The 25962-nt window shown below is 62.8% G+C and carries 23 protein-coding genes and 3 pseudogenes; 7 read left to right on the plus strand and 19 right to left on the minus strand.

Translation table 11 applies throughout. From position 1 onward, the window contains the following. The first annotated feature begins 10 nt into the window (after positions 1-10). The 6 genes and pseudogenes from AKL02_RS03200 to AKL02_RS03220 all read left to right on the plus strand — a co-directional run bounded on the left by AKL02_RS03200 (position 11) and on the right by AKL02_RS03220 (position 5599). Positions 11-1084 (plus strand): C4-dicarboxylate TRAP transporter substrate-binding protein, encoded by a 1074-nt coding sequence (locus AKL02_RS03200; protein WP_078601945.1) that lies wholly within the window; start codon positions 11-13, stop codon positions 1082-1084. A gap of 40 nt (positions 1085-1124) precedes the next feature. Then, positions 1125-1670: a TRAP transporter small permease subunit gene (locus AKL02_RS03205; RefSeq protein WP_165756963.1), complete on the plus strand. Its 546-nt coding sequence runs from the start codon at positions 1125-1127 to the stop codon at positions 1668-1670. A 1-nt stretch (position 1671) separates the two neighbouring features. Next, on the plus strand, positions 1672-2994 hold the full coding sequence (locus tag AKL02_RS03210; protein ID WP_083077606.1) for a TRAP transporter large permease: 1323 nt from the start codon (positions 1672-1674) through the stop codon (positions 2992-2994). 368 nt (positions 2995-3362) lie between these two features. Then, positions 3363-3425, plus strand: a pseudogene (locus tag AKL02_RS21265) (hypothetical protein); the annotation flags it as partial. A gap of 45 nt (positions 3426-3470) precedes the next feature. Then, entirely contained in the window at positions 3471-4133 is a 663-nt protein-coding gene (locus AKL02_RS03215; protein WP_232621705.1) for an XdhC family protein, read from the plus strand. A gap of 41 nt (positions 4134-4174) precedes the next feature. Further along, on the plus strand, positions 4175-5599 hold the full coding sequence (locus tag AKL02_RS03220; protein WP_332836462.1) for a DUF6538 domain-containing protein: 1425 nt from the start codon (positions 4175-4177) through the stop codon (positions 5597-5599). A gap of 13 nt (positions 5600-5612) precedes the next feature. On the opposite strand, the gene AKL02_RS03225 is transcribed toward AKL02_RS03220, so the two are convergent. Next, the gene (locus AKL02_RS03225; protein ID WP_075777684.1) at positions 5613-5849 is read right to left on the minus strand and encodes a helix-turn-helix domain-containing protein; all 237 of its coding nucleotides are present in this window, start codon (positions 5847-5849) and stop codon (positions 5613-5615) included. A 93-nt stretch (positions 5850-5942) separates the two neighbouring features. Between AKL02_RS03225 and AKL02_RS03230 the strand changes: the two genes are divergently transcribed. Continuing rightward, the gene (locus AKL02_RS03230; RefSeq protein ID WP_083077597.1) at positions 5943-6593 is read left to right on the plus strand and encodes a hypothetical protein; all 651 of its coding nucleotides are present in this window, start codon (positions 5943-5945) and stop codon (positions 6591-6593) included. A gap of 258 nt (positions 6594-6851) precedes the next feature. Here the strand turns inward: AKL02_RS03230 and rfbA are convergent, their stop codons facing one another. The 18 genes and pseudogenes from rfbA to istA all read right to left on the minus strand — a co-directional run bounded on the left by rfbA (position 6852) and on the right by istA (position 25187). Beyond that, positions 6852-7733: a glucose-1-phosphate thymidylyltransferase RfbA gene (rfbA, locus tag AKL02_RS03235; RefSeq protein ID WP_083077595.1), complete on the minus strand. Its 882-nt coding sequence runs from the start codon at positions 7731-7733 to the stop codon at positions 6852-6854. Continuing rightward, complete coding sequence (rfbD, locus tag AKL02_RS03240; RefSeq protein ID WP_198453244.1) at positions 7730-8575, minus strand: dTDP-4-dehydrorhamnose reductase; 846 nt, start codon at positions 8573-8575, stop codon at positions 7730-7732. Before rfbD ends, rfbA begins: the two co-directional genes overlap by 4 nt. Continuing rightward, positions 8572-9609: a dTDP-glucose 4,6-dehydratase gene (gene rfbB / locus AKL02_RS03245; protein WP_083079523.1), complete on the minus strand. Its 1038-nt coding sequence runs from the start codon at positions 9607-9609 to the stop codon at positions 8572-8574. Before rfbB ends, rfbD begins: the two co-directional genes overlap by 4 nt. Continuing rightward, positions 9606-10178: a dTDP-4-dehydrorhamnose 3,5-epimerase gene (gene rfbC, locus AKL02_RS03250; protein WP_232621706.1), complete on the minus strand. Its 573-nt coding sequence runs from the start codon at positions 10176-10178 to the stop codon at positions 9606-9608. The genes rfbB and rfbC overlap by 4 nt, the downstream gene beginning before the upstream one ends. A gap of 1 nt (position 10179) precedes the next feature. Beyond that, on the minus strand, positions 10180-11256 hold the full coding sequence (locus AKL02_RS03255; protein WP_083080369.1) for a DUF1972 domain-containing protein: 1077 nt from the start codon (positions 11254-11256) through the stop codon (positions 10180-10182). Beyond that, complete coding sequence (locus AKL02_RS03260; RefSeq protein ID WP_133052022.1) at positions 11253-12329, minus strand: glycosyltransferase family 4 protein; 1077 nt, start codon at positions 12327-12329, stop codon at positions 11253-11255. Before AKL02_RS03260 ends, AKL02_RS03255 begins: the two co-directional genes overlap by 4 nt. 41 nt (positions 12330-12370) lie before the next feature. Continuing rightward, positions 12371-13549, minus strand: a complete 1179-nt coding sequence (locus tag AKL02_RS03265; protein WP_165757067.1) for a glycosyltransferase — start codon at positions 13547-13549, stop codon at positions 12371-12373. A gap of 77 nt (positions 13550-13626) precedes the next feature. Continuing rightward, positions 13627-14139, minus strand: a complete 513-nt coding sequence (locus AKL02_RS03270; protein ID WP_083080363.1) for an acyltransferase — start codon at positions 14137-14139, stop codon at positions 13627-13629. A gap of 181 nt (positions 14140-14320) precedes the next feature. Next, a complete protein-coding gene (locus AKL02_RS03275; RefSeq protein ID WP_083080361.1) occupies positions 14321-15490 on the minus strand; it encodes a hypothetical protein in 1170 nt (389 codons plus the stop codon). Next, positions 15487-16080 (minus strand): nucleoside/nucleotide kinase family protein, encoded by a 594-nt coding sequence (locus tag AKL02_RS03280; protein WP_083080359.1) that lies wholly within the window; start codon positions 16078-16080, stop codon positions 15487-15489. The genes AKL02_RS03275 and AKL02_RS03280 overlap by 4 nt, the downstream gene beginning before the upstream one ends. Further along, complete coding sequence (locus AKL02_RS03285; protein WP_083080356.1) at positions 16077-17111, minus strand: hypothetical protein; 1035 nt, start codon at positions 17109-17111, stop codon at positions 16077-16079. Before AKL02_RS03285 ends, AKL02_RS03280 begins: the two co-directional genes overlap by 4 nt. Before the next feature lies 1 nt (position 17112). Continuing rightward, positions 17113-18210, minus strand: a complete 1098-nt coding sequence (locus tag AKL02_RS03290) for a glycosyltransferase (protein ID WP_165757066.1) — start codon at positions 18208-18210, stop codon at positions 17113-17115. A 73-nt stretch (positions 18211-18283) separates the two neighbouring features. Then, entirely contained in the window at positions 18284-19570 is a 1287-nt protein-coding gene (locus AKL02_RS03295; RefSeq protein ID WP_083080350.1) for an O-antigen ligase family protein, read from the minus strand. A 70-nt stretch (positions 19571-19640) separates the two neighbouring features. Further along, positions 19641-20945 (minus strand): oligosaccharide flippase family protein, encoded by a 1305-nt coding sequence (locus tag AKL02_RS03300; RefSeq protein ID WP_165757065.1) that lies wholly within the window; start codon positions 20943-20945, stop codon positions 19641-19643. A gap of 326 nt (positions 20946-21271) precedes the next feature. Further along, on the minus strand, positions 21272-21640 hold the full coding sequence (locus AKL02_RS03305; RefSeq protein WP_083080344.1) for a MarR family EPS-associated transcriptional regulator: 369 nt from the start codon (positions 21638-21640) through the stop codon (positions 21272-21274). 533 nt (positions 21641-22173) lie between these two features. After that, positions 22174-22764, minus strand: a pseudogene (locus tag AKL02_RS03310) (cupin domain-containing protein); the annotation flags it as partial. Between the two features lie 169 nt (positions 22765-22933). Then, on the minus strand, positions 22934-23695 hold the full coding sequence (gene istB, locus AKL02_RS03315; RefSeq protein WP_078572607.1) for an IS21-like element helper ATPase IstB: 762 nt from the start codon (positions 23693-23695) through the stop codon (positions 22934-22936). Beyond that, a pseudogene (istA, locus tag AKL02_RS03320) lies at positions 23692-25187 on the minus strand (IS21 family transposase). Before istA ends, istB begins: the two are co-directional and overlap by 4 nt. Between the last annotated feature and the right edge of the window lie 775 nt (positions 25188-25962).

Here is a 25962-nt window from a genome sequence, read left to right on the forward strand (position 1 = left end):
GAGGATACTAATGACAACCACACGCAGGGCCTTTGTGGCCATGTCCTCGGCAGCCTTGGCGCTGCCCTTTCTGAACACCCGCAGCATCGCGGCTCAGAACATCTCGATTCAGATCGGGTCGAGCCACCCGACCAACAATATCTGGGTCTACGCCATGCAGAACGCACTGCAACCGGCGCTCGAAAAGCTGCTGGCGGATGCGGGCGGCGAGTATTCCGTGAGCTGGAACGAGAACTACGGCGGCACGCTCTACAAGTTCAAGGACACCCGCACGGCGGTGCGCGACGGCATCGTCGATGTCGGCATGGTGGGGACGGTCTGGGAAGGCTCGGCGATGCCGCTGCAGAACGTGACCTATTTCACCCCCTTCGCGAATGTCGATCATAACGTCACCATCGACATCTTCGACAAGCTGACCGACGAGCTGCCGGAGCTGCGCGCAGGGTGGACCGACCAGAACATGGTGCATCTGTCCTCGCTGGTGACCGACAGCTACGACGTCTACGCCAAATTCCCCATCACCTCGGTCGATGACATCCGGAACCGCCGCCTCAACGCGCCGGGCACCTCGGCCAACTGGCTGGCGGAGACCGGCTGCACGCCGGTGGATGGCGCGCTGACCACCTATTACACCGACATCCAGACCGGCGTTTCCGAGGGCACGCTCTCCTTCGCCAGCGGCATCCAGCCCACACGGGTCTACGAGGTTGCGCCGCATCTGACCCGGGTCGGCTTCGGCTCGATGTATTTCGGCGGGATCGCGGTGAACAAGGGCTTCTACGACCGGCTGCCCGAGCCCGTGCAGGCCGCGCTGAAAGAAGCGGGGCGTATCACCTCGCGCGCGCATGGCGACTACATCACGAAGCGCACGACCGAGGCGATCACCGAGATGAAGGGCGCCGGGCTTCAGATCACCGAAATGGCTCCCGCAGAGCGCGAACGCTGGGCCGAGACGCTCCCCGACGTCGCGAAGCCTTGGCTTGAGGCCAATGGTGCGGCGGCGGCAACGGTGGCCAAAGCGTATTTTGGCGAACTGGAAGCTCGTGGCATCAAACCTGCCCGCGACTGGACCGCCGGGATCTGAAGTCATGGCTTCGATCCCGCGCGCAACTGAGGGAGCCTCTATGCAACGCGCCAGTCTCCTGGCTACCAGCCTGCCCGCGCTTCGGCGCGGGCTCCAGCTTGCCCTGAACGCGATGGCGGCGGTGGGCGTGCTGTGGATTTTTGCCATCATGTTGCTGATCGTCGCCGACGTGGTCGGTCGCAATTTTCTGGCCGCACCGATCATCGGCGTCGCCGAGATCGCGGCCCGCTCGGTCGTGGCGATCGTCTTCCTGCTGCTGCCGGCTGCCGCGCTGAACGGCACCCTGATCCGGTCGGATTTCCTGATGCGTGGGCTCCAGCGTTTTTCGCCCCGGTCGGTGCGGCTATTGGACAGCCTGTTTACGCTTGCCGGGGCGGTCATCTTCGGACTCGTGGCGCTCGCCGCCTGGCCCGATACGCATGACGCCTGGGTCAGCTCCGAGTTTTTCGGGGTGCGCGGCGTCTGGACGCTGCCGACCTTCCCCTTCCATCTGTTGGTGGTGCTGGGGGCCTCGGTCACCAGTCTCGCCTGCGTCTTTTCGGCCGTCGAGACCCTGCTGAACCGCCCGACTGAGGAGCACTTCTGACATGAGCAGCATCACCATAGGACTGATCCTCATTGGCGTGCTCTTCGCGCTCGTGCTCTTGGGGATGCGCATCGCCGTGGCGCTTCTGGTCGTGGCCTTTGCCGGGGTCTGGATCATTCGCGGCAATTTCGACCTTTCCATGCGGCTCATGTCCATCGCCGCCTACAATGGGGTTGCCAACTATCTCTTCGCGACGATCCCGCTCTTTGTTCTGATGGGGCATCTCGTCAGCATCTCGAATGTGGGCAAGGATACGTTTGACGTCGCCGAGGCGCTGCTGCGCCGCCTGCTTGGCGGCCTTGGCATCGCCACCGTGGCGGCCAACACCGTCTTTGCCGCCGTGACCGGCGTTTCCATCGCTTCGGCGGCGGTCTTCACCAAGGTCGCCGTGCCTGAGATGACGCGCCACGGCTATTCGCCGTCGTTTTCCGCGGGCACCGTCGCGGGCAGTTCGGTTCTCGGCATGCTCATCCCGCCGAGCCTGCTTCTGATCATCTATGGCGTCTTGGCCGAGCAATCCATCGGCCGGATGTTCATCGCGGGGCTGGTGCCTGGCGCGCTGCTGGCGACGGGCTTCGTGCTGTGGATCCTGCTGGCCGCGAAATTCGCGCCCGGCATCGTCTTTGCCTCCCCCAAGACCCAAGAGGCCGACCCCGAGGCGCAGGCCTATGATGACCTGTCGACGGGAGAGCTCCTGCGCAAGATCGTCCCGATCATCGTGCTGGTGACCTTCGTGCTGGGTGGCCTTTATTCCGGGTTCTTCACCCCGACGGAAGCCGGGGGCGTCGGAGCCTTCGCGGCGCTCATCATTGCGATCTTCCGGCGTAGCCTGAACCTGCGCGGCTGCTGGGCGGTGCTGAGCCAGACCGGCACCATCTCGGTCGGCATCCTCGCGCTGCTGGTGGCCGCTGGCTTCTACAGCCAGATGCTTGCCGTCGCAGGTATCCCCGCCGCTATCGGCGCCTTTGTGAGCGGCAGTGGCTTTGGCCCGGTCGGGTTCCTGATCGTCTATGTGCTGCTGGTGCTGCTTCTCGGTATGATCCTGGATAGCAGTTCGATCCTGCTGATCGTGGTGCCCATCGCAGCTCCCATCGCGCAGCACCTTGGTTATGACTTGATCCAGTTCGGCATCATCACGGTGATTGCGGTCGAGGTCGGGTTGCTCACCCCGCCCTTCGGGATTTCGATCTTCACGGTGCATTCGACGCTTGGAGACCGAAGCGTCTCCCTGGAATCCATCTTTGCCGGTGCGCTGCCCTATGTCGGGGTGATGTTGGGTGTGTTGATCCTCGTGGCCTCCTTTCCAGTGCTGATCATCGGTTAAGAGATCTCCGGCGCTGTGATCGGTCTATTCCTCTCTCCCGGGCCGAAGCGCGGCGCGTAGGTCCGGGAGAGAACGCTAGATTTGAACCTGCGGGACAAAACCGTCCGAAGCTGTCGCGGCGGGCCGCATGGGCCGCATGTGACGGGATTGGATGAGCTTGGTCGCAAGAACGAGCGGGAGGGACCGATCCGCGATCGAGGCACACAGAAAACGAACGTCTTTCTAAGAGGATAAATGGCATGGATCAGTCGACGACAGTTCTATGCGAGACCGAATGGCCCTTGGCTCGGCTCTTGGGGGCGGGGCCAATGTGTCAGTGTTTCATCAGCCATGTCGAGGGGCCGTCATATCGCCCGCTCGGGTCTGGCATGGCAGTCGATGGTGCCGGGCGGCGGTTCGGCAATTTGTCGTCGGGATGTATCGACGAGGATGTCGCGCTTCATGCGGTGGAGGCGTTGAAAAGCGGCGCCCCGAAAGTGCTGCGTTACGGGCGCGGGTCGCCTTTCATGGATATTCAACTGCCTTGTGGGGGCGGGCTGGAAGTCACCTTGCTGCCGGCCCCGGATCGTGAGGTTTTGAACGCGGTGCATCGCCGTCTGGTCGCGCGTGAAAATGTAACGCTGACGGTGCTGCCGGATGGCCAGATCGAAAACGGCGCGACGCGCGGCGGTCTGACCATGACCTTGCGCCCCAAAGTGCGAGTTCTGGTCTTTGGCGATGGTCCCGAGCCTCGGGGATTTTCCGCGCTTGCGCAGGCTGCTGGATTGCCGGTCACGCTATATGCCGGAGCCGAGGAAACGCGCGACGGCATTGCGGGCGCATGCGCATTTTCCGGCAAGACCTGGCCCGATACGGCCCATGTCGATCATCGCACCGCCGTCACGCTTTTCTTCCACGACCATGAGCGCGAAACCGCGCTATTGACGCATGCCTTGGAGACGCCCGCTTTCTATATCGGGGCGCAGGGAAGCCTTCGGGCGCGTCAATTGCGCGAAGCGGCCTTGAGCGCCGCCGGGGTGGGGGACGCGGGAATTGCGCGGCTCGTCGAACCCTTCGGATATGTCGCGCATGCACGTTCCGCGCAGGAAATGGCCGCTGGTGTGCTTGCTCAGGTTATCGATCACGCCCGGCGCGTCTGACGTAGGCGCGGGATGATCTCATGCTCCCTTCTCGGCGCTGATTGGCGGAATTCCTCTCCGACACGTTTCCGCCTAATGTCAATCTGGAACATAAAAATAATATAAATAAATCAATTACTTATGTCGAATTCGCTTCCATAGATAAGGCTTTCGTGCTACACATGGTGATACACAAGGCTCTTTTCCGGAGATGTGCGATGAATATCACCAAACGTGGCGACGTCTGGCATCTGCGTCGGCGGGTTCCCAAGGGGTATGCCTCTGTCGATCCGCGCCGCGAAGTGGTGATCAGCCTTCGGACGGGGTCTGAGACATTGGCGCGAGAGAAGGCCCCGGTGCTCTGGGCCGAGCAGGTCGAGGTCTGGGAGGCGATGCTCGATGGCGACACGGAGGACGCGGAGGCGCGGTTTGCTGCGGCCAAGCGATTTGCTAAGGCGCGAGGCTACCGGTTTCTCGATGCGCGCAAAGTGGCGCGTCTGCCTGTGCAAGAGCTACTCGCGCGTATCGACCTGGTTGCCAGTGACGAGATGCGCGATCCGCTTGGGGCGGATTCGCTCCTGGGTGGGGCGGAACTGCCGTTGATCACCGTATCGCGGGCGCTCGAGCTTTTCTGGGGGCTCGCTCGTGACAAGACCTTGGGCAAGAGTGCGGACCAAGTTCGGCGCTGGCGTTACCCGCATATCAAGGCGGTGCAGAATTTCATCGCTGTTGTCGGGGACAAGCCGCTTGATGATCTGACGCGCGATGATTTTCTGGATTTTCGCGATTGGTGGGCAGAGCGGATGGCGTCCGAAAGGCTCACGGCAAACTCCGCGAACAAGGATCTGACGCATCTCAGTGCGGTCTTGAAGCGTGTGAACCGCGACAAACGGCTCGGGCTCGAGCTGCCGCTTGAGGACCTCGGCTTCCGACAGGGGAAAGCTGCGCGGCGGCCTTCCTTCTCCGACGCGTGGGTCCGGGACCGCTTGCTGGCTCCTGGGGCGCTTGATGGGCTGGAGCCGCAGGCGCGGGCGATCTTGCTGGTGATGGTGAATACCGGGCTGCGTCCGAGCGAAATCGCAGCGCTGCGACCCGAGGAGATCCGGCTCGATGATCCGATCCCGCATCTGCTCCTTCAGCCGATCGGACGGGTTTTAAAGACGCAGAATGCGGAGCGCGTCATGCCCCTGCACGAGGTGTCGCTCGCGGCTATGCGAGCGTTCCCGGATGGGTTCTCGCGTTATCGCGAAAGCTCGGCCACGCTGAGTGCCACAGTGAACACCTATCTGCGCGATGCCGGTCTCCTCGAGAGCGAGCGGCATTCTCTCTACAGCTTGCGGCATGCGTTTGAAGATCGGATGCTTGCAGCGGAAATCGATGAGCGGATCCGGCGCGACATCATGGGGCATGCTCTGGGGCGCGAGCGCTATGGAGAGGGTGGCCGGTTGGCGACGATTGCGGCGCTCCTTGAGCCGATCGCGTTCTAAGCCGCGTGAGCGATCAGCTCCGCAGTTTCACCTTGAGCAGATTAGCGGGGTCGATATCGAGTGCCTGCGCGAGGCGCCAGACATTGTCGATGGAGATATTCTGTTCGCTACGCTCCACGGCGCTCAAATAGGTTCTGTTGAGACCAGATTCGAGCGCTAGACGTTCCTGCGACCATCCACGCTCTGCGCGCAGTGATCTGAGGTTGCTCGCGAGCGTGTCGCGCAGAGGGCTTTTCGGCGTCCGTTTCACCCCCTTGCAATCGCGCAATGTTGGTTTTAGCTCTACCTGTTATAAGAGACATTCGTGCGCTCGCTAATACATCTTTGCAAAGGGACCACCTCGATGGACGCAACTGAAATCGACCCCAATTTTCTGCTCATTTCCGATCGAGAGATGTATATTCATCGTGATCGCAGTCTTGCCGGATCACTCGGTGATGGGTTTGTCTATCGCCGTATCAAGAACATGCTGGCGGACCCCTTGCTACGTCCGCTCCTCGAGCTGTTGGAGAATGGTGCGACGAGCTACGAAGGCGCGCTCAAACTCAAAGGGCGCGGATTCCTCGAGACCCGGTCGATGACCGCGCGGAGAGGGCCATTCAAGGAAGAAGAGTTGCAGTATGTCCTACTCACGGATGAGGCTTGCAGCTATGCCCATCGCTGGCTCTTCCAGAGAGCGGAGGGGCCTGAGCCGGATCTCGATCCGGCGGAGTCCCTGCTGAAGGCTATTCGGCGCTATCTCGTTGTCGACGCCGGTTCAGGTATCGTGGTGGGGCGAGATGTGCTGGAGGTCGCGATCGATCTCGATGATATGAAAATCTTGGGGCGCCTCGTGCATCTGGACTACGGGCTTCGTCAACTTTCGGATCCTGGTTTCGGTGACCCGGTTTCCGAGGCGGATTGGATGGAAGCTCGCGCGTATTGGTCCGGGGCGGATAGTGCCGATCGAGTTGGGGCGGCGATTGTATCCTTCGACTCGTCCGAACTCACGTAAGTGTTTTCGCGAGGGGGCAGCAGGGCTGCATCCACAGACAGAGTGTCAGTTTTTCTTTCCTTATGTCGCGTCGCGATAGAAAGATCTTCAAACAAAAAGAGCCACGACTTTGGTGTCGTGGCTCTTGCTTTTTGGCTCAAGAATTTCGAGGCGTTGGTTTTACCTTGTCCTTGGAAGCGGCGCCACCGTCACCCCTTCGCGTCCTGCCCGAGCCGCCGCAAAGGAGGACGGGGTGGATCATAACGTCACTGAGCTCGGTCATTTCCTGATCTTCACAGTCGTTTCCAAATACTCACCATAGCTGTTCTTGCCGAATTTCTTCGCCCGGTCGGCGAGCGCGTCGGCACTGATCCAGCCTTTCTCGAAGGCGATCTCGTCGGGCGAGCCACTTTGCAGGCCCTGCCGCTCTTCCAGCGTGCGCACGAAATTCCCCGCGTCGAGCAGGCTGCTATGCGTCCCGGTGTCGAGCCAGGCAAAGCCCCGGCCCATCTGGGTGACCGAGAGCGCGCCGTCATGCAGGTAGGTTTCCAGAAGAGACGTGATCTCCAACTCGCCACGGGCGGAAAGCGTGATGGTCTTGGCGCGGCCCGGCGCGGTCTCGTCGAGGAAGTAGAGCCCCGTCACCGCGAATTGCGAGGGCGGCACGTCGGGCTTCTCGATGATCGCGCGCACTTTTCCGCTGTCGTCGAAATCCACCACGCCATACCGCTCCGGATCGCGCACGCGATAGCCAAAGACGGTGCCGCCATCTGTGGTCGCATTCGCCGCTTTCAGGATCTCGCCGAGCCCCGCGCCGAAGAAGATGTTGTCGCCCAGAACCATCGCCGACGGGCTGCCGGCGAGGAACTCCTCGGCCAGCAGATAGGCCTGCGCCAGACCGTCGGGCGAGGGTTGCGTGATATAGGTCAGGCTCAGCCCCCATTGGCTGCCATCGCCGAGCGTGCGGATGAACTGCTCCTGATCATGCGGCGTCGTGATCACCGCGATCTCGCGGATGCCGGCCAGCATCAACGTCGTCAGCGGGTAGTAGATCATCGGCTTGTCATAAACCGGCAGAAGCTGCTTCGAGACGCCCATCGTGATCGGATAGAGCCGCGTGCCCGAGCCGCCCGCCAGAATAATGCCTTTGCGTTTGGTCATACCGCCCCCAATTCAGTTAACACTTCATTCAATTCCGCTTTCCAATCGGGTCTCTTCAGGCCGAACACGGCCAGATCGCTGCAGTCGAGCCGCGAATTCAGCGGCCGTTTCGCAGGCGTCGGAAAGTCGGCGGTGGGGATGTCCTCCACCGTCACGTCGCGCCCGGTCCGCGCGAAGATTTCCTGCGCGAAGCCTGCCCAGCTTACATCGGGAGAGCCTGAGAAATGGTAAACGCCGCTCTTCTCGGGCGCTCGCTGCAACACTTGCGCCATAGTCAGGCAGGCCTCGGCGATCGCCTTGGCCGGTGTCGGCCCGCCGATCTGGTCGGCGACGATCGTCAGGCGATCGCGGCTCTCCGACAGGCGCAGCATCGTCTTCACGAAGTTCCCGCCATGGGCCGAGAAGACCCAGCTGGTGCGCAGATTGGCGAAGGGGCCACCCGCAGCCCGGATCGCTTCTTCGCCGGCGAGCTTTGTGCGGCCATAGGCGCCAAGCGGAGCGGTCGGGTCGGTCGGCTTGAACGGCGCCTCGCCCGAGCCGTCAAAAACGTAATCGGTGGAGATGTGAACGAACGGGATGCCAAGGTCGCGGCAGGCTTCGGCCATCGCCGCGGGCGCGTCACCGTTGACCACTTGGGCGAGCGCCTCTTCTTCTTCGGCCTTGTCAACGGCGGTATAGGCCGCTGCGTTGATCACGGCCTCGGGCTTGGCTTCCCGGATCGCCTCAGCTGCGGCGCCGGGATCACGCAAATCGACCCTATTCCGGCCTAAAAACGCCGCATCGGGCACGAGGCGCTGCAGCTCCTGCGCGACTTGGCCGGTCTGTCCGAAGACGAGGATCATGCCTTGCCCAGCCTTTCACCGACACCGTGCCGCTCCAGCAGCGGGCGCCACCAATCCTCGTTCTCGAGATACCAGCGCACCGTGCGCTCGAGCCCCTCTTCAACGGTGACGCTCGGCCGCCAGCCCAGCTCCTCGCGGATGCGGGTCGGGTCGATCGCGTAGCGCGCATCGTGGCCGGGGCGGTCGGTGACGAAGGTGATCAAATCGGCATAGGGCGCATCGCCCGGACGCAGCTTGTCGAGAATGGTGCAGATCGTCTGGACCAGCTCGAGATTCGACCGCTCGTTCTCGCCACCGATATTGTAGCTGCGGCCCAAGGCGCCCTTCTCCAGCACCAAGAGCAGCGCATCGGCGTGATCTTCGACATAGAGCCAGTCGCGCACGTTCGAGCCGTCGCCATAGATCGGCAGCGGCTTGCCCGCGAGCGCGTTCAGGATCACGACCGGGATCAGCTTTTCCGGGAAGTGATAGGGGCCGTAATTGTTCGAACAGTTCGTGAGCACGACCGGCAGGCCATAGGTCTCGTGCCAGGCGCGCACGAGATGGTCCGAGCCCGCTTTCGAGGCGGAATAGGGACTGTTCGGGGCGTAGGGCGTCTCTTCGGTGAACTGGCCCGTTGCGCCGAGCGTGCCATAGACCTCGTCGGTCGAGATGTGATGGAAGCGGAAGCTGTCGGGGCGGCCTTCACCCTCCCAGTAGGCACGCGCCGCCTGCAGCATGTTGTAGGTGCCCATCACGTTCGTCTCGATAAAGGCGCCGGGGCCGTCGATCGAACGATCCACATGGCTTTCGGCGGCGAGATGCATCACGGCGTCGGGCCTGTGACGGGCGAAGATCGCCGTCAAAGCCTCGGGGTCGCGGATATCGGCCTGCTCGAAAGCATAAAGCGGGCTGTCGGCGACGGGCGCGACATTCTCGAGGCAGGCGGCATAGGTCAGCGCGTCGAGGTTCACCACCTCATGGCCGCGCGAGACGGCGAGACGGACGACCGCGGAGCCGATGAAACCTGCGCCGCCGGTGACGAGGATCTTCATACTGCGCCCTCCCAGGTGAAGGGGCTTTTGAGCCCGGCAAACAGCGGCGCCTCGGCATCTTTACCGGACAAAACAGGCTCTATTCCTGCGGAAAGCGGCCAGTCGATGCCCAGATCCGGGTCGTCCCAGCGGATCGCGCCCTCACACTCGGGCGCGTAGTAATCCGAGCATTTGTAGACGATCTCGGTGCCCGGCTCGAGCGTGACGAACCCATGCGCAAAGCCTGCCGGGATCAGCAGCTGCTTGCCATTCTCGAAGCTCAGCTCCGTGCCGAACCACTGGCCATAGGTCGGGCTGCCCTTGCGGATATCCACCGCGACATCCCAGAGCCGCCCACGGCCGCAGCGCACCAGCTTCGCCTGCGCATGGGGCGGGGCCTGAAAATGCAACCCGCGCACCGTGCCCACGGTCTCCGAGACCGAATGGTTGTCCTGCACGAAATCGATCTCGATCCCTGCCTCGGCAAATCGCTTCGCCGAATAGCTCTCGGAGAAAAACCCGCGGTGATCGCCGAATCGCTTCGGGGTCAGCAAGACGACACCAGGCAGGGATGTTTCGTCAATGTCCACGTCAGCTCTCCAGCAACTCGAAATAGGTCCGGCCGATCTGGTCCCACGTATAGCGGCGGCGGGCAATCTCTCCCATGTCGGCGCCGATCTGCGCGGCATCTTGCCCCGACAGGCTACGAACTGCCTCGGCCAACTCATCCGCGCTCATAAAATAGCGGGCCTTCTCTTCCGTCGTGTGCCGATTGAACGAGCAGCCGTGGGCCAAGATCGGAATGTCAAAATGCATCATCTCTACCAGCGAGGGATTGGTGCCACCAGCGGAATGGCCATGCACGTAGACCGTGGCGCGGTCGCGAATGGCACGTAGCCCGCTCGGATCGTAGACCGGGTCGTGGATGGTGATATTCGGGTGATCGGCGAACCGCGCCTTCAGGTCGCGGCCATAGGCGCTCTTGTCCCAGTTGCCGACAAAGACCAGCGGCGTTTCTAGGCCGACGAAAGCCTCGAGGATCATCGCGACGTTGTTTTCTGGCTCGATCCGGCACAAGGCAAGAGCGTAGTTCTCGGGCAGGTCGGCGGTGGCGCGCGGGTCGGGCGCGGCATCGAGCGCGTGGTCGCCGCCATAGGCGACAACGGCGCAGGGGCGGGTATGGGTCGCGGTCACGTAATCCGCGATCGCCTGGTTGTCGGCGATCACCACATGCGAGAATCGTACCGCGGCCCATTCCGAGACGCGCAGCACGGCTTTGGCGAGGCCAGTCCACTTCTCGCGTTTCCACTCGATGCCGTCGATATTCGTAACGATTCGGGCGCGGCTGACAAGGCGCACCAAGGGCAGGACGAGCGCGCCCGAGACGCCGAGCAAGAGCAGCCGGTTATCGCCGCGCCGGACGGCGTCGAATAGCGAGAGCGCATCGTAGGCGATGGATTGCGCGCCGTTGGCATCGAGCCCGATGTAGCGCAGCCGGGCGCTGCCGTAGCTATCGGGCCGGTCCGGGAAAGCCTTGGCCGAGCAATAGACGGCGAGCGCGGCGCTGTTGCCGGTGGCGCCGTGATGGTCGACGAGGTTCTGGGCGAGGGTCTCGAACCCGCCGTAGGAGCCGGGTACGCCAACAGTGCCGAGGATTGCGAGTTTCATACGCGGTGCTCCGTTCGGGTCGGGTTGGCCGGCATTGCGACGATCAAGGACTGCAAGTCGGCGGTGAAGGTTTCGATGGTGAAATCCCGTGCGCGCTGCCGGGCAGCGGCCGACATTGCCAGCGCCGCCGCCGGGTTTTCGAACAGGGTGGTCACCCGGTCCGCCAGCGTGGCCGCATCCCGTGAATCGACCAGAAAGCCTTCTACGCCGTCACGCAGGATTTCAGCGGGGCCGCCGATCGGCGGTGCGATCACCGGTAGGCCGAATGTCATCGCCTCGGCAATGGTCAGACCGAATGTCTCGATCCAGAGATCGACCCGCGACAGGTTCGCCACCACGTCGGCGGTCGCGTAGAAATCTTCCGGCCTGTCGGTGCGGGGATGAATGGTCACGTTCCCCGGCACCGGTCCAGGCGGCAGGTATGCAGCGACCTCGTCGCGGTCACCGTTCAGCACCAAAGTGAACTGGATGTCGGGGCGGTTTTGGAACCGTTCCACTAGGCCGAGAAACTCCGGCACGCCTTTGAAGTCGCGCGGCGAGGCCAGCATCAGGACCTCGAAATGCCCGGAGCGGCGTGGCGCATAGGCGGTGGCGAAGCCGCGCGTCGCGATCCGCGCTGACACCGGGTTGGGCAGGACCGTGGCGGGAACGCCCGCGACCGGCAGGCGCCGGTGGTGATCCTCGGACACGTAGAGCACTCGGGTCGCAGTCCGTTGCGCCACGCGCAGCAGGAACCACCTAAGCGGGCGCGGAGAGATCGACACTTCATGGGCGTGGTAGACGACTGTGTGGCCGTGCCAGGCCGCCCAGAGCGCGGCGCCGAAGGGCAGCAACGTGTTTACGTAAATCACGGCTCCGGTGGGCAAGTCGGCCCGCGAAAGAGCGCGGTAAAGCGCCAGCTGGCTGAACGCGAACGTGGCGAGGGTTACTAGCCTGAACCGGCTACGGCGATACCAGTAGCGGCGGATCGGCACGCCGGTGTCTTCCAACACGCCACGACCCTGGCTGCCGACGAACAGGATGCGGTCGGGGTCGGCCGCCGCGAGCGCGCCGATTGTTTCGCGCAGGATCACTGGGCTCCCCGAGGCATCGTTCAGCAGGTGGCAGAAGACTATCACTGAGGCGCTCCGCGAAATGCGCGGTAGGCGGTCTGGATCTCATCCGCGAACCCGTCCCAACCATAATGCGCGCGGGCGGCTGCGGCCCGGCCAGCGGAATCGCCTTGGCTGGCAATCGCGGCCGCGATTGTCTGCGCGAATGCCGCGACGTTCGCTTCGCGTGTGCTCCGAGCGGGCGCGATGTGAATTCCCGGAAGATGTGCAGCCATGTCGGCAAGCTCAGTCGGCCCCTCAAACCCGGCCACCGGCAGCCCGATCGCAAGCGCTTCCACCCAGGCGAGTCCGCCCGCCTCGGCGGAGGGGAACACGAACAGGTCGTGGTTCAGATAGGCGCGCAGAAGTTCGTCGCGCGGGACGGCCGGATGGAAGGTCACGCGCTTGGCGACCCCGAGGTTTTCGGCGCGGCGGCCCAGTGCCCCGCGGCAGGGGCCGTCGCCAATGATGGTGAGCGATGCGCTTTCGGGAAGCAGGGCAAGGGCCTCCAGCGCAAGGTCGAGCCCCTTGATCCAGTCGAGCCGCCCGCCGCTCACCAGGCGCAGGCCGCCGGGCGCACGAATCGTGGGTGGCGGCAGGATCGACGGGTCGAGCCCGAGCTGGCTGCGCCGGCGCACGTTCTTACGCCCGGCAAGCCGCAGCCGCGAGTCGACCCAGCTGCCGGCGGAGAACACCAGCCCGGTCCGGGCCTTGGCAAGGTAGAGCAGAGGGTCTAGCCGCCAGGCAAGCTGGCGCAGGCGCGCCTTGATCGCGGTCTTGCGGCGCAATCTCGCGGGCCAGTCGCGCGTGCGCCAGAGCGGCACGCCTTCATTGTGGTTGACCGGCCCCCAGATCGACGGCCGCCCGAGGACCCAGCCAAGGCTCGGAATGCTGTCGTTATGGAAATTGAACGTGTGGACGATGGCGAGGCGGCGGGTCAGCCAGCGCCGACGTTTCAGGACTAGAGGCCATGTCACTTGCCAGAGATAGGCGTAGAGGCCGTAGCCGCGTGGCCCCTTCTTCCACCAGGCGGCCCAGCGGGGCAGGTCGTAGCCGACCAGGCGCACGTTGGCGGCGGCGCGGAACTCGGGGTTGGCGCGAAGCTCGGCGACGTTGTTACGGCGGGTAACAAGGATCACCCGTTCGCCGGGGTCGATCCGGGTCAGTAGACTACGCGCGACATAGCCCTCGCTAGTGCGCATCCCCGCGTCGTAGGCAGCGACCAGGACGCAATTCCGTCTGGCCCCGGAGGGCTTGGCGGTGAGTTGTCCAGCCTCGGTCATGTCGGTGTCGTTTCGACGTCGAGGGGCCGGATCAGGCGGGCGGGCACGCCGCCGATCAGGCTGCGGGCGGGGAAGCTACGGGAGACCACGCTGCCAGCGGCGATCACAGATCCCGCCCCGACCTGGACACAATTGAGGATCGTGACCTTCGCGCCGATCCAGCAGCCCGGCCCGATTTCGATCCCGTTGCGCGTGCCCCCCAGATCGCGGATCGGGTGCGCCGGGTCAGCAAAGACGTGGTCTTCGGGAGGTATGCTCAGGTATTGCCCGACAATGCAATCGGCGCCAACCACCACCCCGCCCGCGCCGCCGATATAGGCGAATTCGCCGATCCCGACGTTGTCGCCAACGGTTATGCCCTTGCCGAGATCGCTGATTGAGCCGCTGGCGATCATGCGCAAATACGCGACGAGCTTGAAGTTGCGCCCGAGCGAAATGCCCTCGCGCGAGAGGCAGTCGACGAGGCTATGTTCCTCGATCCGCACGAGGCCGCCCGCGGTGCGTAACATGCCCGCATCCTCGCCCAGCGTGACAAGACGATCCGGCGACGTGCGAGGAGGGCGCCACGCACAAGGCCGGCGGCGGTCGACCAAGCCAGGGTGACAAACCTAGGAACGGGCACGTCCGGGTCGAGGCTGAACAGGCGAGCGAACATGCGAGACACCGAGGCGACGAGGAAATCACGAAACGTCATTGCGCATTTCCGAAGTTTTTCGGTGCGCCCGGGCCTAGGCGATTTGCATCGCCGGGCGGGCGCGCGCAGAGCATTTCGAGAAGCTCGGTCCAAGTTTCAAGCTGCCAAAACGCCTGCGCATAGAACTCGGTCTGACGTTCGTAAATGCCGCTATAATAGCATACTTGGCCTGCAACATAGAGGCCGAAGTAAAGCCACCTCGAGTAGATGTCCAGTGAATCCGCTCCCTCGGCCAAGCGCTCGGCCCGTTCCAGGATCGCCGGCGCCGGAAGCCGGTCTACGAGGATCGCTTGAGACACGAGATAGTGGAACGGATCGAAGAATTTCGGCCGGACGCCGAAAAGCTCCCAGTCGATGATGCGGGCCGAGCCGTCGGCGGCGCGCAGCACGTTCCAGCGGGTGAAATCGCCATGGGCCTCGTAACATTCGACCGCGGTGTCGGGGGCCAGGCTGCCGAGGAACGAGCGGGCGGCGGCGCGGGCGGCGGCGATGGCCCGGGCCGTGCCGGGATGGCCATGCGGCGTCGCCTCGGCCTCGGACGCCGTCCAGCGCCGCACGAGATCCGCGAGCGGGATGTCGCTCCGGCTGCGGGCAAACAGCAGCGCATGCACCCGCAGGACTTCTCCGGGGTCGAGCGGTGCGAAGATGGCGCCCGCGGCGCGAACGTCTTCGATGGCGAGTGCTTCGTCAATCCATAAGCAGCGCGGCACCAGCGGGGAGAGGTTCGGGTCGCCGGCCAGCGTGTCGAGCACCGACGCTTCGGTCTGGGCTAGCGCCGCGCTCGTTTCGCCGATGGGCACCTTGATGAACCAGGCCCCCTCGCGGCCCCTGGCAAAGACAACGACCTTGCGGTTCGGTCCGGGGGTGCCAAGAAAAATCCCGAGCGCGTCAAACCGGCCACGGAGCTGGGCGTAGAGCGAGTCATTGCCGATGGAGAGCGTGATACGCCGGGATGGCAGGTTTAGGCCCAGGTCGCCCAGAAGCCTCGCGGCGCGATAGATTACCTTGGCGCGCCGGTTCGCCTGTGGCCATGTTTCCAGATGCCACGGGCGACGGAACCGGGTCTCGAGCATCCAGCGTTCGGCGCCTCGGCGCGGGAATAGCCGGAACGCGGTAGTCTGGCCCGTCGCCGATCGGGGACCGAACAGGGGAACGAGATTGATCAACGGCGCATGACCTCCTCGACGATGCGCCGCGCGGTGGCCTCGGGCGGGCCAACGTTCTCGAGCGCGATTGCCCGCGCGAACAGGCCAGCTGCATCCTTGTAGGCCTGCACCTGACGTTCGGTCTCGGCCGCGGAGACTTCCTGCTTTCTCGTCTGGATGACCCCGGTCGGGGCGGTAATGATGATGGCGAGATCGGGGCGTGGCGCGAGCTTTAGCAGCGCCCGCATCCACCAGCGCACCCGGTCCATCCGGTGGCGGCGCGGGTCAATGAGAATGTCATGGATGAACCGGTCGAACAGGACCAGCCGGTTGCGGCGCTTCACCATGGGCAGCCCCATGTTGAACTCGAATAGCATCAGCGAGATCTTCATCAGCACGAGGCCAGCGCCATATTGGCGCCCCCCGTGTGGGTTGGTAGTGACGGTCGGTGTGCCGGATGGTCGGTAGCGCTTGAGAAATCCCGGCGCGAAATAATAGTGCGCAAAGTCGATGCCCTGCTCTGTCAGGGCCTGTTCGACGAGCGTGAGGAGCGTGGTTTTGCCTGCGCCGTCCGGGCCGAGGAATACGACCGTTCTTGCGTGATGGGTCATGCCGCCCCCTTTCCGCGCAAAGTGCCGAGCGACTGTTTGGTGACCGCGGCAAGGAGAACGTCGAGGTCGTCACTCCCTTCTGTTGGGCTCCCTGGAAGCGAGACGTGAAGTGTCTTTGCGTGTCGATCCGGGCCGCCGGCTTGTGGTGTGGGGACCGCGATGGGCACCAGTACGACCTCGCCACGGGCTGCACTCAACACCTGCCGCGCAGCGGCGAGCGGCCGCCGTGCACCGGCTTCGGCGGCCCCATCGGCCTGCAAGTAGGATACCGGTTCGTGAAACCCGCTGCTGCGGCAAAGGGCGCGGAACCGTTTGGCGAGCGCGGCGCGGCGCGGCTCGTCTGCCCCGCAAACCACGATGCGCATCCCGGGCAGCGACGACGGGACGAGAGCGAAGGCCAACCGGCGCCAGGCGATCCGCGCTAGCCAGAGCGGCAGGCCCGCGTTCGCCGCCCCGGCCGACGCGGCGCGCAACCGCCAGCGCGCGAGGCGGCCAAGCCTGTCGCGTTCCAGATCGGCCGAAGTGAGCGGAATGCTGTTTGCCGCAACGAATGCCGCGATCTCGTTGGCACTGCAGGCGGCCAGAACCCGTTGCCGGTCGCGATCACGCAAGTAGCCAGGATAAAGCAGTTTCTGCAGCAGTGTCACCAGCCCTATCGTTTCGGCTGGGCCCCTCGTCTCAAGATGATGGAACAGGGCAACTGCATAGGGATCGGCCCCCATGCCGAGCCAACCGACCCCGTTCCACAGGTCGATCTTGACCGCCTGCCGTGGCGCGCCGGCGGTTTCACGGGTCGCCAAACAGGCTTGGGTGATATAGCCGATATCGCGCCATCCTGCGACGGACCAGCCTCGGCTCGCGGCCAGTTCGGCAACCAGCCCGAGGGCTTCGCGGGCGCGGTTGCGCGGCACGAGCACGTCGATGTCGCCGCCTTCGCGGGCAAATTCGTCGATGCCACGCAATTCCAAGAAATCCATTTTTCCGTCGAGCGCGCTGTGAATAAGCCCGGTGGCCTCCTGCTTGATTGACATCTCAGCGCTCCAGAACGTTTTTGTAGGCCGCCATCAAGTCGGTCGCGGCGGCGTTCCAGTTTAGGCGGCTCTCGACTAGCTGCCTGCCGCGTCGGGCCATTTCCGGCCAGCCGGCCTGGCAATTAAATGCCCGGCGCAGCGCCCGAGCGATGCCGAACGCCGTCGGCTCACACAGGATGAAAGCTCCGGTTCCGGCGAAATGGCTGGCATCGGAGGTGCGCGAGATCACCAGCGGGACGCCGCTCGCCAACGCCTCCATGGCGCCGATCGAGAACACGTCGGCTCTCGAGGGGTGCACGAACAGGTCCAGCCCGGCGAGAAAGGCCCGCTTGTCGTCGCCGAACTTGGGCCCGACGAAGCCCACGCCATGCGCCGACCAGCGCCTGAGGATCGCGGCGCTCTCGGGCGAGTCCGGACCGGCGAGCAGAAGCTGCGCGTCGCCAGCTCCATTGACCTGGGCGAAAGCTTCGCAGAGCGCGTCGAGGTTCTTTTCGCGCGAGATACGCCCGATGTAGCCGAGCTGGATGGGCCGGTTCTGCGCGCGGTTGGTGGCAGGCGCGGGGAAATCGCTCAGGTCGACCCCATTCGGAATGACTGTCATGGCGGCGGGGCGAAATCGTTCCAGCGCTTCCGTGCTCTCTTCCTCGGTCAGCGCGTGAATGAGCGCCGCGCGTTCCAAGTGCCGTTTCTGGAAAAGCATGTGGAAGAGGTCTTTCTTCCATGCGTTGCGCCACGTATTGCGTGCTGGCGACAGCCCGCCGTGCAAGGTTACGACATAGGGCGTTTTTAATTCGGCGCAGAGCCGCCCGACCCGGAGGTTGAGCCGCGAATAAGTGCCGTGCAGGTGAACGATGTCGGCTGCCCCGACCGCCTTGCGCAACGCCGCGCGGAAGGCCGGGCCCGGGCGGGAATACACTTCCACCTCGAACCCGTCCCGCGCGACGAGCTCGCCCTCGTGGGCCGCGCTCTTGGCAAGCCCCAGAACCGAGACGGGTACGCCAAGCCGGGCCGTATGCGTCGCCAGCCCGGCGATCACCTGGTTTACCCCATTGGGGCGGTTCTTGTCGGCCTTGCCGAGAATGACGTGGAGGACTTTCAAGAAGACCTCCCGCCGGAAACCCGTTCTGGTCGCCGGCGTTGCACAAACTGAAACATCTGACGTGCCGTATTCGTCATCGTGCAACCGGCGCGATTTCAGAAGGAGTTTGCAGACCCGTGAGCGGCACACGACTTGCCCTTGTGCGCGACATCAGGCGGGCACGCGCACTTGTGTGAATGGCCAACCCCATGACGATCCAGTATTCTGGCGCATTGAGCGACCCGTTGATCATGCCGGTTACTGTAACGCCGAGCACCGCAAACAGAATTCCCTGATAGTAGTAACTATCTCGCGTGCCTTTTGTTCGCTTGCTCATACGCGCAGTATAAAACAGGGCCGACGCTATGAACACGAAATATCCGATCGCTGAAAAGATGCCGCCATATGTCGCAAATACGATAATGTCAGCGCCGCCGGCCTGCATCGCCACGTCGTTGTAGTAGTAATAGACTTGGCCCCAGCCCGTGCCAAATAGGAAGTTGTGATTGGAGCTGGTGAAGGCGTTGATCAACGCTTGTTGCCATTCAAGGCGGAGGCCGCTGGATTCTCCTGTCAGAATTTCCTTAACGCTGAAGAACGTGCTGATCTTATGCGCGGCGTATTTATTGAACGACTGAGCTTGCGTCACGAAAATGAACACGGCCAGAGCAAATACGGCGCCGGTTGTAACAGGCCGGCGAGATGCCGTCCGCCCGAGACCTGAAAACTTGGACCAGCCGTATGCCAAAAGCAGCGTGATCGGTAGAGTGTAGAGCACGGACCGCGTGAATGACAACATGAACCCGATTCCGATGAAGACGGCATAGGTGGCAAACGCTTGCTTGCTTTTCAGCTTTAACACGGCCGGGAAAGTCAGAAGGAACGCCGTGTTCAGGAACTTCGCGAATCCGTTGGCTTCGGTTCGGAACGCCGGAGCGAAGCCGGCCGATATTTGACCAATCTGTTGTTCCGAGAGCCCCAGGTTCAACCCGCCAAGGGAAAAGGATGCGACCTGGACGATGCTCCATATCACGGAGGTGTAGATCGCGAACAGCACCAGGGCATGGACTTTCGGAATGTCGATCCGACCGGACGCCAGCAGCACGGCAGTCGCAATCCCGATCGAAGCGTTGGCGAACAGCAGAAGCAAGCTCGTGAATGCCGCTGCCGGCGTGCTCGATGCCAGTGCCGAAACGAGGTTCACGAAAAGCAGACCCAACAGGATCCAGAACAATGGGGCGGCGAACAGCCGGGACACATACGGGAGGAAGATCAGGACCACTACAGGCGCCAGCAGGTGTGCAGGACGAAGCGTGCCACCGAACACTGGGATGTAGTAGAACTCGGAAAGTAAGGCTACGGGAATGAGAATTCCCACCAACGTTGCTTTTCTTATTCTCAAACTTGTCCCTGCTTTCTTCCGGACAGAAGGCGTCGTTGACGCTGGGAAGTCAATAACCGAATGGCCACAAGACCCGAATTCCCAGCTTTCGCCAGGTCTGAATGCCCAGCAACCCCGACCAGAGCAAGATCCCGGTCGCCGAGGCGATTGCCGCGCCCGTCGCGCCCAGACGGGGCGCAAGGATCAGCGTCAGGATGACGTTCACGACCAGCGCGAGCCCCTGTGCCGCGAGGGTCGACCTTTCGTTGCCGGTCATCGAGAGGAAAGTCGTCGTCGGGCCGAGCAAGGCACGCACGACGAGGGCGCTTGAAATAATGGCGAGCGGGTGCACCGCCATGCCGACATAGTCTTCGCCGAACGCTACCCGGATGATCGGGGCCCCCATGAAGACCATCGGCAAGGCCAGAAACAGGGTCATGCCGCCGCTGGCGAGCCGGGAAATGCGGAACAGGCGCCGCATCCGGTCTTCTTCCCCGGCCTTGAAATGGCGTGCGACATGTGGGGCAAGGACCAGCTCAATGATGGCGGTGGGAAGAATGACCAGCTGCGCCCCCCGGTCGGCGATCTGGTAGGCGCCGACGTCGGCGCTGCTCGACACGAACCCTAGGAGAAGAACCCCTACTTGGGTGCTGACGTACATGATCATGGCGATGCCCGTGAACGTGACCGACGATTTCGCCCAGGTGGCGAGCCGGTATTGGGCAACCGTGTTGCGGAGCGCGCCGGAGATCGTCCTGCGCATAAGGGACAGGCCGACCACGGCCACGACGCCGTTGGCAAATGCAAACGCCAACATCGCGGTTTGCGCGGTGAGCCAGTCGACCCAAAGCAAGACTGACACGGTCGCAAGCTGCGTGAGGGGCATGAGCAACAAGCCGGGAAACTGTGACTTCGCGCCAAGGCCGTATCCGCGGAGCGTACCGGCCCAAACGGGCGACAGGGCGAGAATTGGAAGCGCAAGAAAGCCCGTTAGCAGAACCACCCGCCTAGTTTCTTCAATTTCAGGGAAGAAAAATGTGAGTGTGATCCAAGCAATGAAGATCGCCAATACGGAACTTGACAGCCCCCATCCGGTAGCGACTTCAATTACGCCCTTAAGGAGGCTTCGTTCTTCCCCATGCAGCGCAAAGGCGACTTCTCGGGTCACCAACTGTGCGAGCCCACCAGTCAACAATAACGCAAAGAGATTGGTCAGGCTCAAGGCGAACGCATAGATGCCATAGTCGCTTGGGCCAAGCGTGCGTGCCAGGATAATTGCGACCGCAAGCGCAGCCGGAATTGCGAGCAATTTGACGAGACCGATTCCCAAGGCATCGCGCAGGATCGGGACTTGAAGTTTCTCGTAGAGTTTCAAAGAAATCGCCAAAAGCTTGGAGGGGCCGTGGTCTGAAACCCGATTTTCTTCCACGGTTCGGAAGAAACCGTCGGTGGGTTTCTCTCCTCAGAAGGCCTTCGTTTCTAGTTTTGTTTTCACGGTGAATACTTCGCCCATAGGAGTGCCTAGCGATGCATGGGAGCTGGTTCGGTTTCAGTCCCCCTCAAATACAAAAGAGTTACCGAAAAATCTTTTCTGAGTGACTTACGACGAAACTGTTGAGTTCTCGAGAGTCTCATACGTATATCATCCGCGCACTCCCGCCGACTTCCAAGCTCATCCGACCAAAAGTCCAATAACGCAAACTATCGGCGCTTTTTGCTATTGCGCATGTCACTATCACTAGTCTCACTGCGCAACTGCTCAATCTCCGCCTTCAGCGCCTCAAACTCCGCCATCTTCCTTGCCAAGAACCGCTGTGTAATCGCCGCCTTCTCCGCCACGCCTTTCGGCGTCAGCAGGTAGGCATAGCGGCGCTTGTCTTCTGCCGCCTTGAAGTTCCCGAGCTTCACGAAGCCTTTCTCGATGAGCGCCTTGAGCAAGTAGTTCGCACTTCCCGTGCTTACGCCGACCGCGTCTGCAAGCTCGCGCTGCGACATTTCCGGGTTTTCCTCGAGCAGGCGCAAGATGCGAAAGCGGATATCTTCCTGGACCTTGCTGCGCTGGCCTGCCATCAGAAGCTCGCATTCTGGCAGGCTACCGCATCAGCGCTGACTCGGGGCAGCCTGAGGGGAGGGGTGTTCGCAGTTTGGGGTCGAAAATTCGACATCGTTCAAAGTTGAGCGTTTAGCAGGATGCTGCCGCTGCTGAAAGGGTGTTTATGCAAATCCATACATTCGGCAAGGGAAGTCACGGGTGTGTGATCGTGAGTTGCTTGGAAGCAGCGGAGATCGGCCGGTGATGGATGGTGCGGTGTCTTATGTCTCGCTGGGCGGGGGCGCACCGTTCGCCTGGAGTGGCGCTCATTGCGTCTGACGATCGTCGCAGACAGATCACCAAGCTTTCCGCATCAGCAGAGTTTCCGGTCGCTCGTTCGCGCCGCGGCCTGTCGTCGTTGCATTTTGTTCGAGATGCGGGAATGACGTCTCAATGTCCTGCCCGACGCCCTCCAATTCTTAGAGCTTAGTGATGAAGCCATATTCTCAATCGGATAGCTGCGTTCGTCAAAACGACTAATCAGGCGAAGCCATTCAACCAAGCATCGCCCCTATCTCCGCGCATAAACATCGTCGTAACGAATGATGTCATCCTCGCCGAAATAGCTGCCGGTCTGAACTTCAATCAGCGTCAGAGGAACCTTGCCGGGGTTCTCCATGCGATGGACGGCACTGAGCGGGATATAGACAGTCTCGTTCTCGGTCACGAGCTTCACCTCGTCATCAATGGTCACCTTCGCGGTGCCTTCCACAACGATCCAATGCTCAGCGCGGTGGTGATGGCTTTGCAGGCTTAGAGCGGCACCTGGGTGGACGTGGATCCGCTTCACCTGGAAGCGCTGACCGACAACGAGGCTCTCATACCAGCCCCAGGGGCGGAAGTCGCGGGGCAGGGTCTCGGCCTGAGCTGCTCCCTTGGCTTCCAGCTCGGCAACAGCTTTCTTCACGTCCTGCGCACGATTCTTATGGGCGACGAGGACAGCATCGGGCATGGCGACGGCGATGATATCCTCAAGGCCGATGCCGACCAGTTCCTGCGCATCGCTGGTCGAGTGCAGGAGCGTGTGGCGGCAATCGATCGCGGTCGCAGGGCCGGTTGCGACGTTTCCGTGCTCGTTTGGGTTCTGCTCACGCCAGACCGCTGTCAACGGCGGAGCAAAAACCGGCCACGGGGCGGAGCAAAAGTCTGCCGCCAGAGAGGGCATGGGATTGAAGCGAAGGGAACGCTTCGCGCCCCGGCAGCTGCGCTTTTCAGATAGCTGGCGGCTGCCGGGGCGCTTTGGCCCAGCGGGCCAAACCTGAACGATGTGATCAGGTGTTGGCGCTGTTTCGGGCGCGGCTTTGGGCAAGCCGATAGCTGTCGCCGTTCATCTCGAGGATGTGGACATGGTGGGTGAGCCGGTCGAGCAGAGCGCCGGTCAGGCGCTCGGAGCCGAAGGTTTCGGTCCATTCGTCGAAGGGCAGATTGCTGGTGATCATGGTGGCGCCCCGCTCGTAGCGCTGCGAGATCAGTTCGAAGAGCAGCTCGGCGCCGGTCTTGCTCAGAGGCACGAAGCCCAGCTCGTCGATGATCAGGAGCTTGTATCCGACCATCTGTTTTTGCAGGCGTAGCAAGCGGCGCTCGTCGCGGGCCTCCATCAGCTCGTGGACCAATGCGGCGGCGGTGGTGAAGCCGACGGAAAGGCCCTTCTGGCAGGCGGCCAGTCCAAGGCCCAAGGCGACATGGGTCTTGCCGGTGCCGCTCGGGCCGAGGGCAATGACATTCTCGCGCCGCTCGATCCATTCCCCGCGGGCGAGTTCCAGCACCTGCATCTTGTTGAGCTTGGGGATCGCCTTGAAGTCGAAGCTGTCGAGGCTTTTGGTCGCCGGGAACTTCGCCGCCTTGATGCGGCGCTCGACCATCCGCCGTTCGCGGTCGATCAGTTCGAGTTCCACCAGGCGCGCCAGGAAGCGAACGTGGTCCTGCCCCTCCGCGGCGCACTGGCGCGCGAGCTTGTCGTATTCCCTCAGGAAGGTCGGCAGCTTGAGCGTCTTCAGATGATGGGCGAGCAGCAGGTCGGGCGCGTCGGTCATCGGGCCTCCTCCGAGATCAGGCACATGTAGCTGGCCGCCGAGGTCTTTCCGACCTCGGCCCGCGGCAGGTAGGGATAGACGTCGAGGTCGAGCTTCGGCGGTCGCTTCTCGACCTGACACAGCACGAGATGCTTGACGGCGTCGAAGCCGATGGCTCCCATGCGCAGGGCCGTCTTCACGGCGGCTTGCACATCGTCGAGCTCGAAGGCCTCCAGCAGCCGCAGGACCTGGACGAACTCACGCCGCCCCGCTTTGAGCATGCGTGCTTCCATCAGGCGGCGCAGGGTTGCGAACTCGGGCGGCAGCTCCCAGCCTGTCAGCGGCGCGGCCTGGTCCAGGGCATTGATCTTCTTCTCGATCAGCGGAAGGTAGTGGAGCGGGTCGAAGACGACATCCTCGCGCTCATAGCTGCGCGGATGGCGCGCGATCAGATCGCCGCCGCAGCCGATCGCCACCTCGTCGACATAGCCGCGCAGCCAGACATCGCGGTGGCCGTAGGCGATCGGCACGGAATAGTCGTTGGTCTTGTAACGCACCAGCGCCTGCGAGGTGACCCGCCCGCTCGCCTGATCGCAGGCATCGAAAGGGCTGGCGGCAGCGCCGACATCACCTCGAGATCCCGGTCAAGGCGCGTGCCGATCGTCTCGGTATGGCCGCGCAGAACATCGCCCTGACGCTTGCGGCATTGTTCTTCCAGCCAGGCGTTGAAGGCCTCCCAGGAGGGGAAGCGCGGCACCGGCACCATGAAGTTGCGCCGGGCATAGCCCACCAGCCCCTCGACGCTGCCTTTGTCGTTCCCTTTGCCGGGACGGCCATAGCGGTCACGGAGCAGGTAATGTGACAGGAACCCGCTGAACAGCCTGGCCCGCTTGCGGGTGCCATCCGGCAGGATCTGTGCCACCAGGCACCTGTCGTTGTCGTAGAGCACCGACACCGGCACCCGACCGAAGAAGCCGAAGGCGTGAACATGCCCGTCGACCCAGGCCTCGGAGGTCGCAGCCGGATAGGCCCGGATATAGCAGGCATCGCTATGTGGCAGGTCGAAGGCGAAGAAATGCGCCTTCTGCTCGACACCATCAATGATGACCATCGCTTCGCCAAAGTCGGCCTGGGCATGCCCGGGCGCATGGGCCAGCGGCACGAACATCTCGCGACCGCGCCGGTCATGCTCACGAATGTAATCCTTCACGATCGTGTAGCCGCCGGTGAAACCGTGTTCGTCCCGGAGCCGCTCGAACACCCGCTTGGCGGTGTGCCGCTGTTTGCGCGGCACGCCGCGGTCCTCTTCCAGCCAGGCGTTGATGATCTCGGTAAAACCATCCAGCTTCGGGCGCTTGATCGGCGCCTTGCGCCGGTAGCCCGGCGGAACCGAATACGCCAACATCTTCTGCACGCTGTCGCGTGAAATCCCGAAGTGACGCGCCGCCTCGCGCTGGCTCATCCCCTCGGCGCAGGCAAGTCGAACCTTGCGATACAAGTCCACGGTGAAAATCCTCCCGCCCTCCCGTCGCCAGAAAGGGCAAAAGTGGCCGACTTTTACGCCGCCCGCAGCCGGATCATCCCGCCGCTACCGTGGCCGACTATTGCGCCGCCGTTCTCAGTTCTGGGCCGCCCCTTTGAACAGACAGGATCTCGATCTGATCGTTTGTTGCTCTAATGAGGCCGCGCGCTGCGTTACTACGTGGACGAGTGCTAAGCTTGAGGCTGAAGTCTCGGCGGGATGGGGCAAAATCGAGATCAGCCGGTATCGAACCCAACGGGGTGTGCCCATTCTGACATTGCCCCATCTCTCGCGCTTCAAGCTCTTTGGTCGCCCTGCCTCTGAGGCTGCGATCCGAGTCCTCATGGGGCTCTAGGCCTAGCCTGAAGCCATGCTTCGTATGCGTGATCAAAGCGACCGCAATGGAATGAGGCGAGCTCTTTTGTTACTTTTGCGAGCCTTTGTAGTCCCGCCGCTATGCGTCGACTGGCACCGGTCTTCCGCCGTTCCCGGCTTCATGGTTGGCTTTGAGCTGAGCCGGGGCGGCGCGATGCCCGTTTTATGAACGGCGACAACCATATCTTTGGCGCGGGACGTGCCCTCACGCTCTCGTCCCAGCAGGTCGGGAAATCCATCTGCCAAGGCAAGTCGGATCATCCTTCCAAATGCGAGCCTTCAAACAGGGGGTGCTCGTTTTGCTGTATTTGTTCAACGCCGCTTTCGAAAGATTTCAGTAGCTTACGAGGTGGTAGGGGTGCTCGTTCAACGACATGGCATGTCGTGAAAC

Origin of the sequence: Thioclava electrotropha (assembly GCF_002085925.2) — a bacterium.
Classification (GTDB): Bacteria; Pseudomonadota; Alphaproteobacteria; order Rhodobacterales; family Rhodobacteraceae; genus Thioclava; species Thioclava electrotropha.

What these genes read in the sequence shown, in the direction of transcription:
- AKL02_RS03200 (WP_078601945.1), top strand. Translation starts at nt 11, where the DNA reads ATGACAACCACACGCAGGGCCTTTGTGGCCATGTCCTCGGCAGCCTTG.
- AKL02_RS03205 (WP_165756963.1), top strand. Translation starts at nt 1,125, where the DNA reads ATGCAACGCGCCAGTCTCCTGGCTACCAGCCTGCCCGCGCTTCGGCGC.
- AKL02_RS03210 (WP_083077606.1), top strand. Translation starts at nt 1,672, where the DNA reads ATGAGCAGCATCACCATAGGACTGATCCTCATTGGCGTGCTCTTCGCG.
- AKL02_RS03230 (WP_083077597.1), top strand. Translation starts at nt 5,943, where the DNA reads ATGGACGCAACTGAAATCGACCCCAATTTTCTGCTCATTTCCGATCGA.
- rfbA (WP_083077595.1), bottom strand. Translation starts at nt 7,733, where the DNA reads ATGACCAAACGCAAAGGCATTATTCTGGCGGGCGGCTCGGGCACGCGG.
- rfbD (WP_198453244.1), bottom strand. Translation starts at nt 8,575, where the DNA reads ATGATCCTCGTCTTCGGACAGACCGGCCAAGTCGCGCAGGAGCTGCAG.
- rfbB (WP_083079523.1), bottom strand. Translation starts at nt 9,609, where the DNA reads ATGAAGATCCTCGTCACCGGCGGCGCAGGTTTCATCGGCTCCGCGGTC.
- AKL02_RS03255 (WP_083080369.1), bottom strand. Translation starts at nt 11,256, where the DNA reads ATGAAACTCGCAATCCTCGGCACTGTTGGCGTACCCGGCTCCTACGGC.
- AKL02_RS03265 (WP_165757067.1), bottom strand. Translation starts at nt 13,549, where the DNA reads ATGCGCACTAGCGAGGGCTATGTCGCGCGTAGTCTACTGACCCGGATC.
- AKL02_RS03270 (WP_083080363.1), bottom strand. Translation starts at nt 14,139, where the DNA reads ATGTTACGCACCGCGGGCGGCCTCGTGCGGATCGAGGAACATAGCCTC.
- AKL02_RS03280 (WP_083080359.1), bottom strand. Translation starts at nt 16,080, where the DNA reads ATGACCCATCACGCAAGAACGGTCGTATTCCTCGGCCCGGACGGCGCA.
- AKL02_RS03285 (WP_083080356.1), bottom strand. Translation starts at nt 17,111, where the DNA reads ATGTCAATCAAGCAGGAGGCCACCGGGCTTATTCACAGCGCGCTCGAC.
- AKL02_RS03305 (WP_083080344.1), bottom strand. Translation starts at nt 21,640, where the DNA reads ATGGCAGGCCAGCGCAGCAAGGTCCAGGAAGATATCCGCTTTCGCATC.
- istB (WP_078572607.1), bottom strand. Translation starts at nt 23,695, where the DNA reads ATGACCGACGCGCCCGACCTGCTGCTCGCCCATCATCTGAAGACGCTC.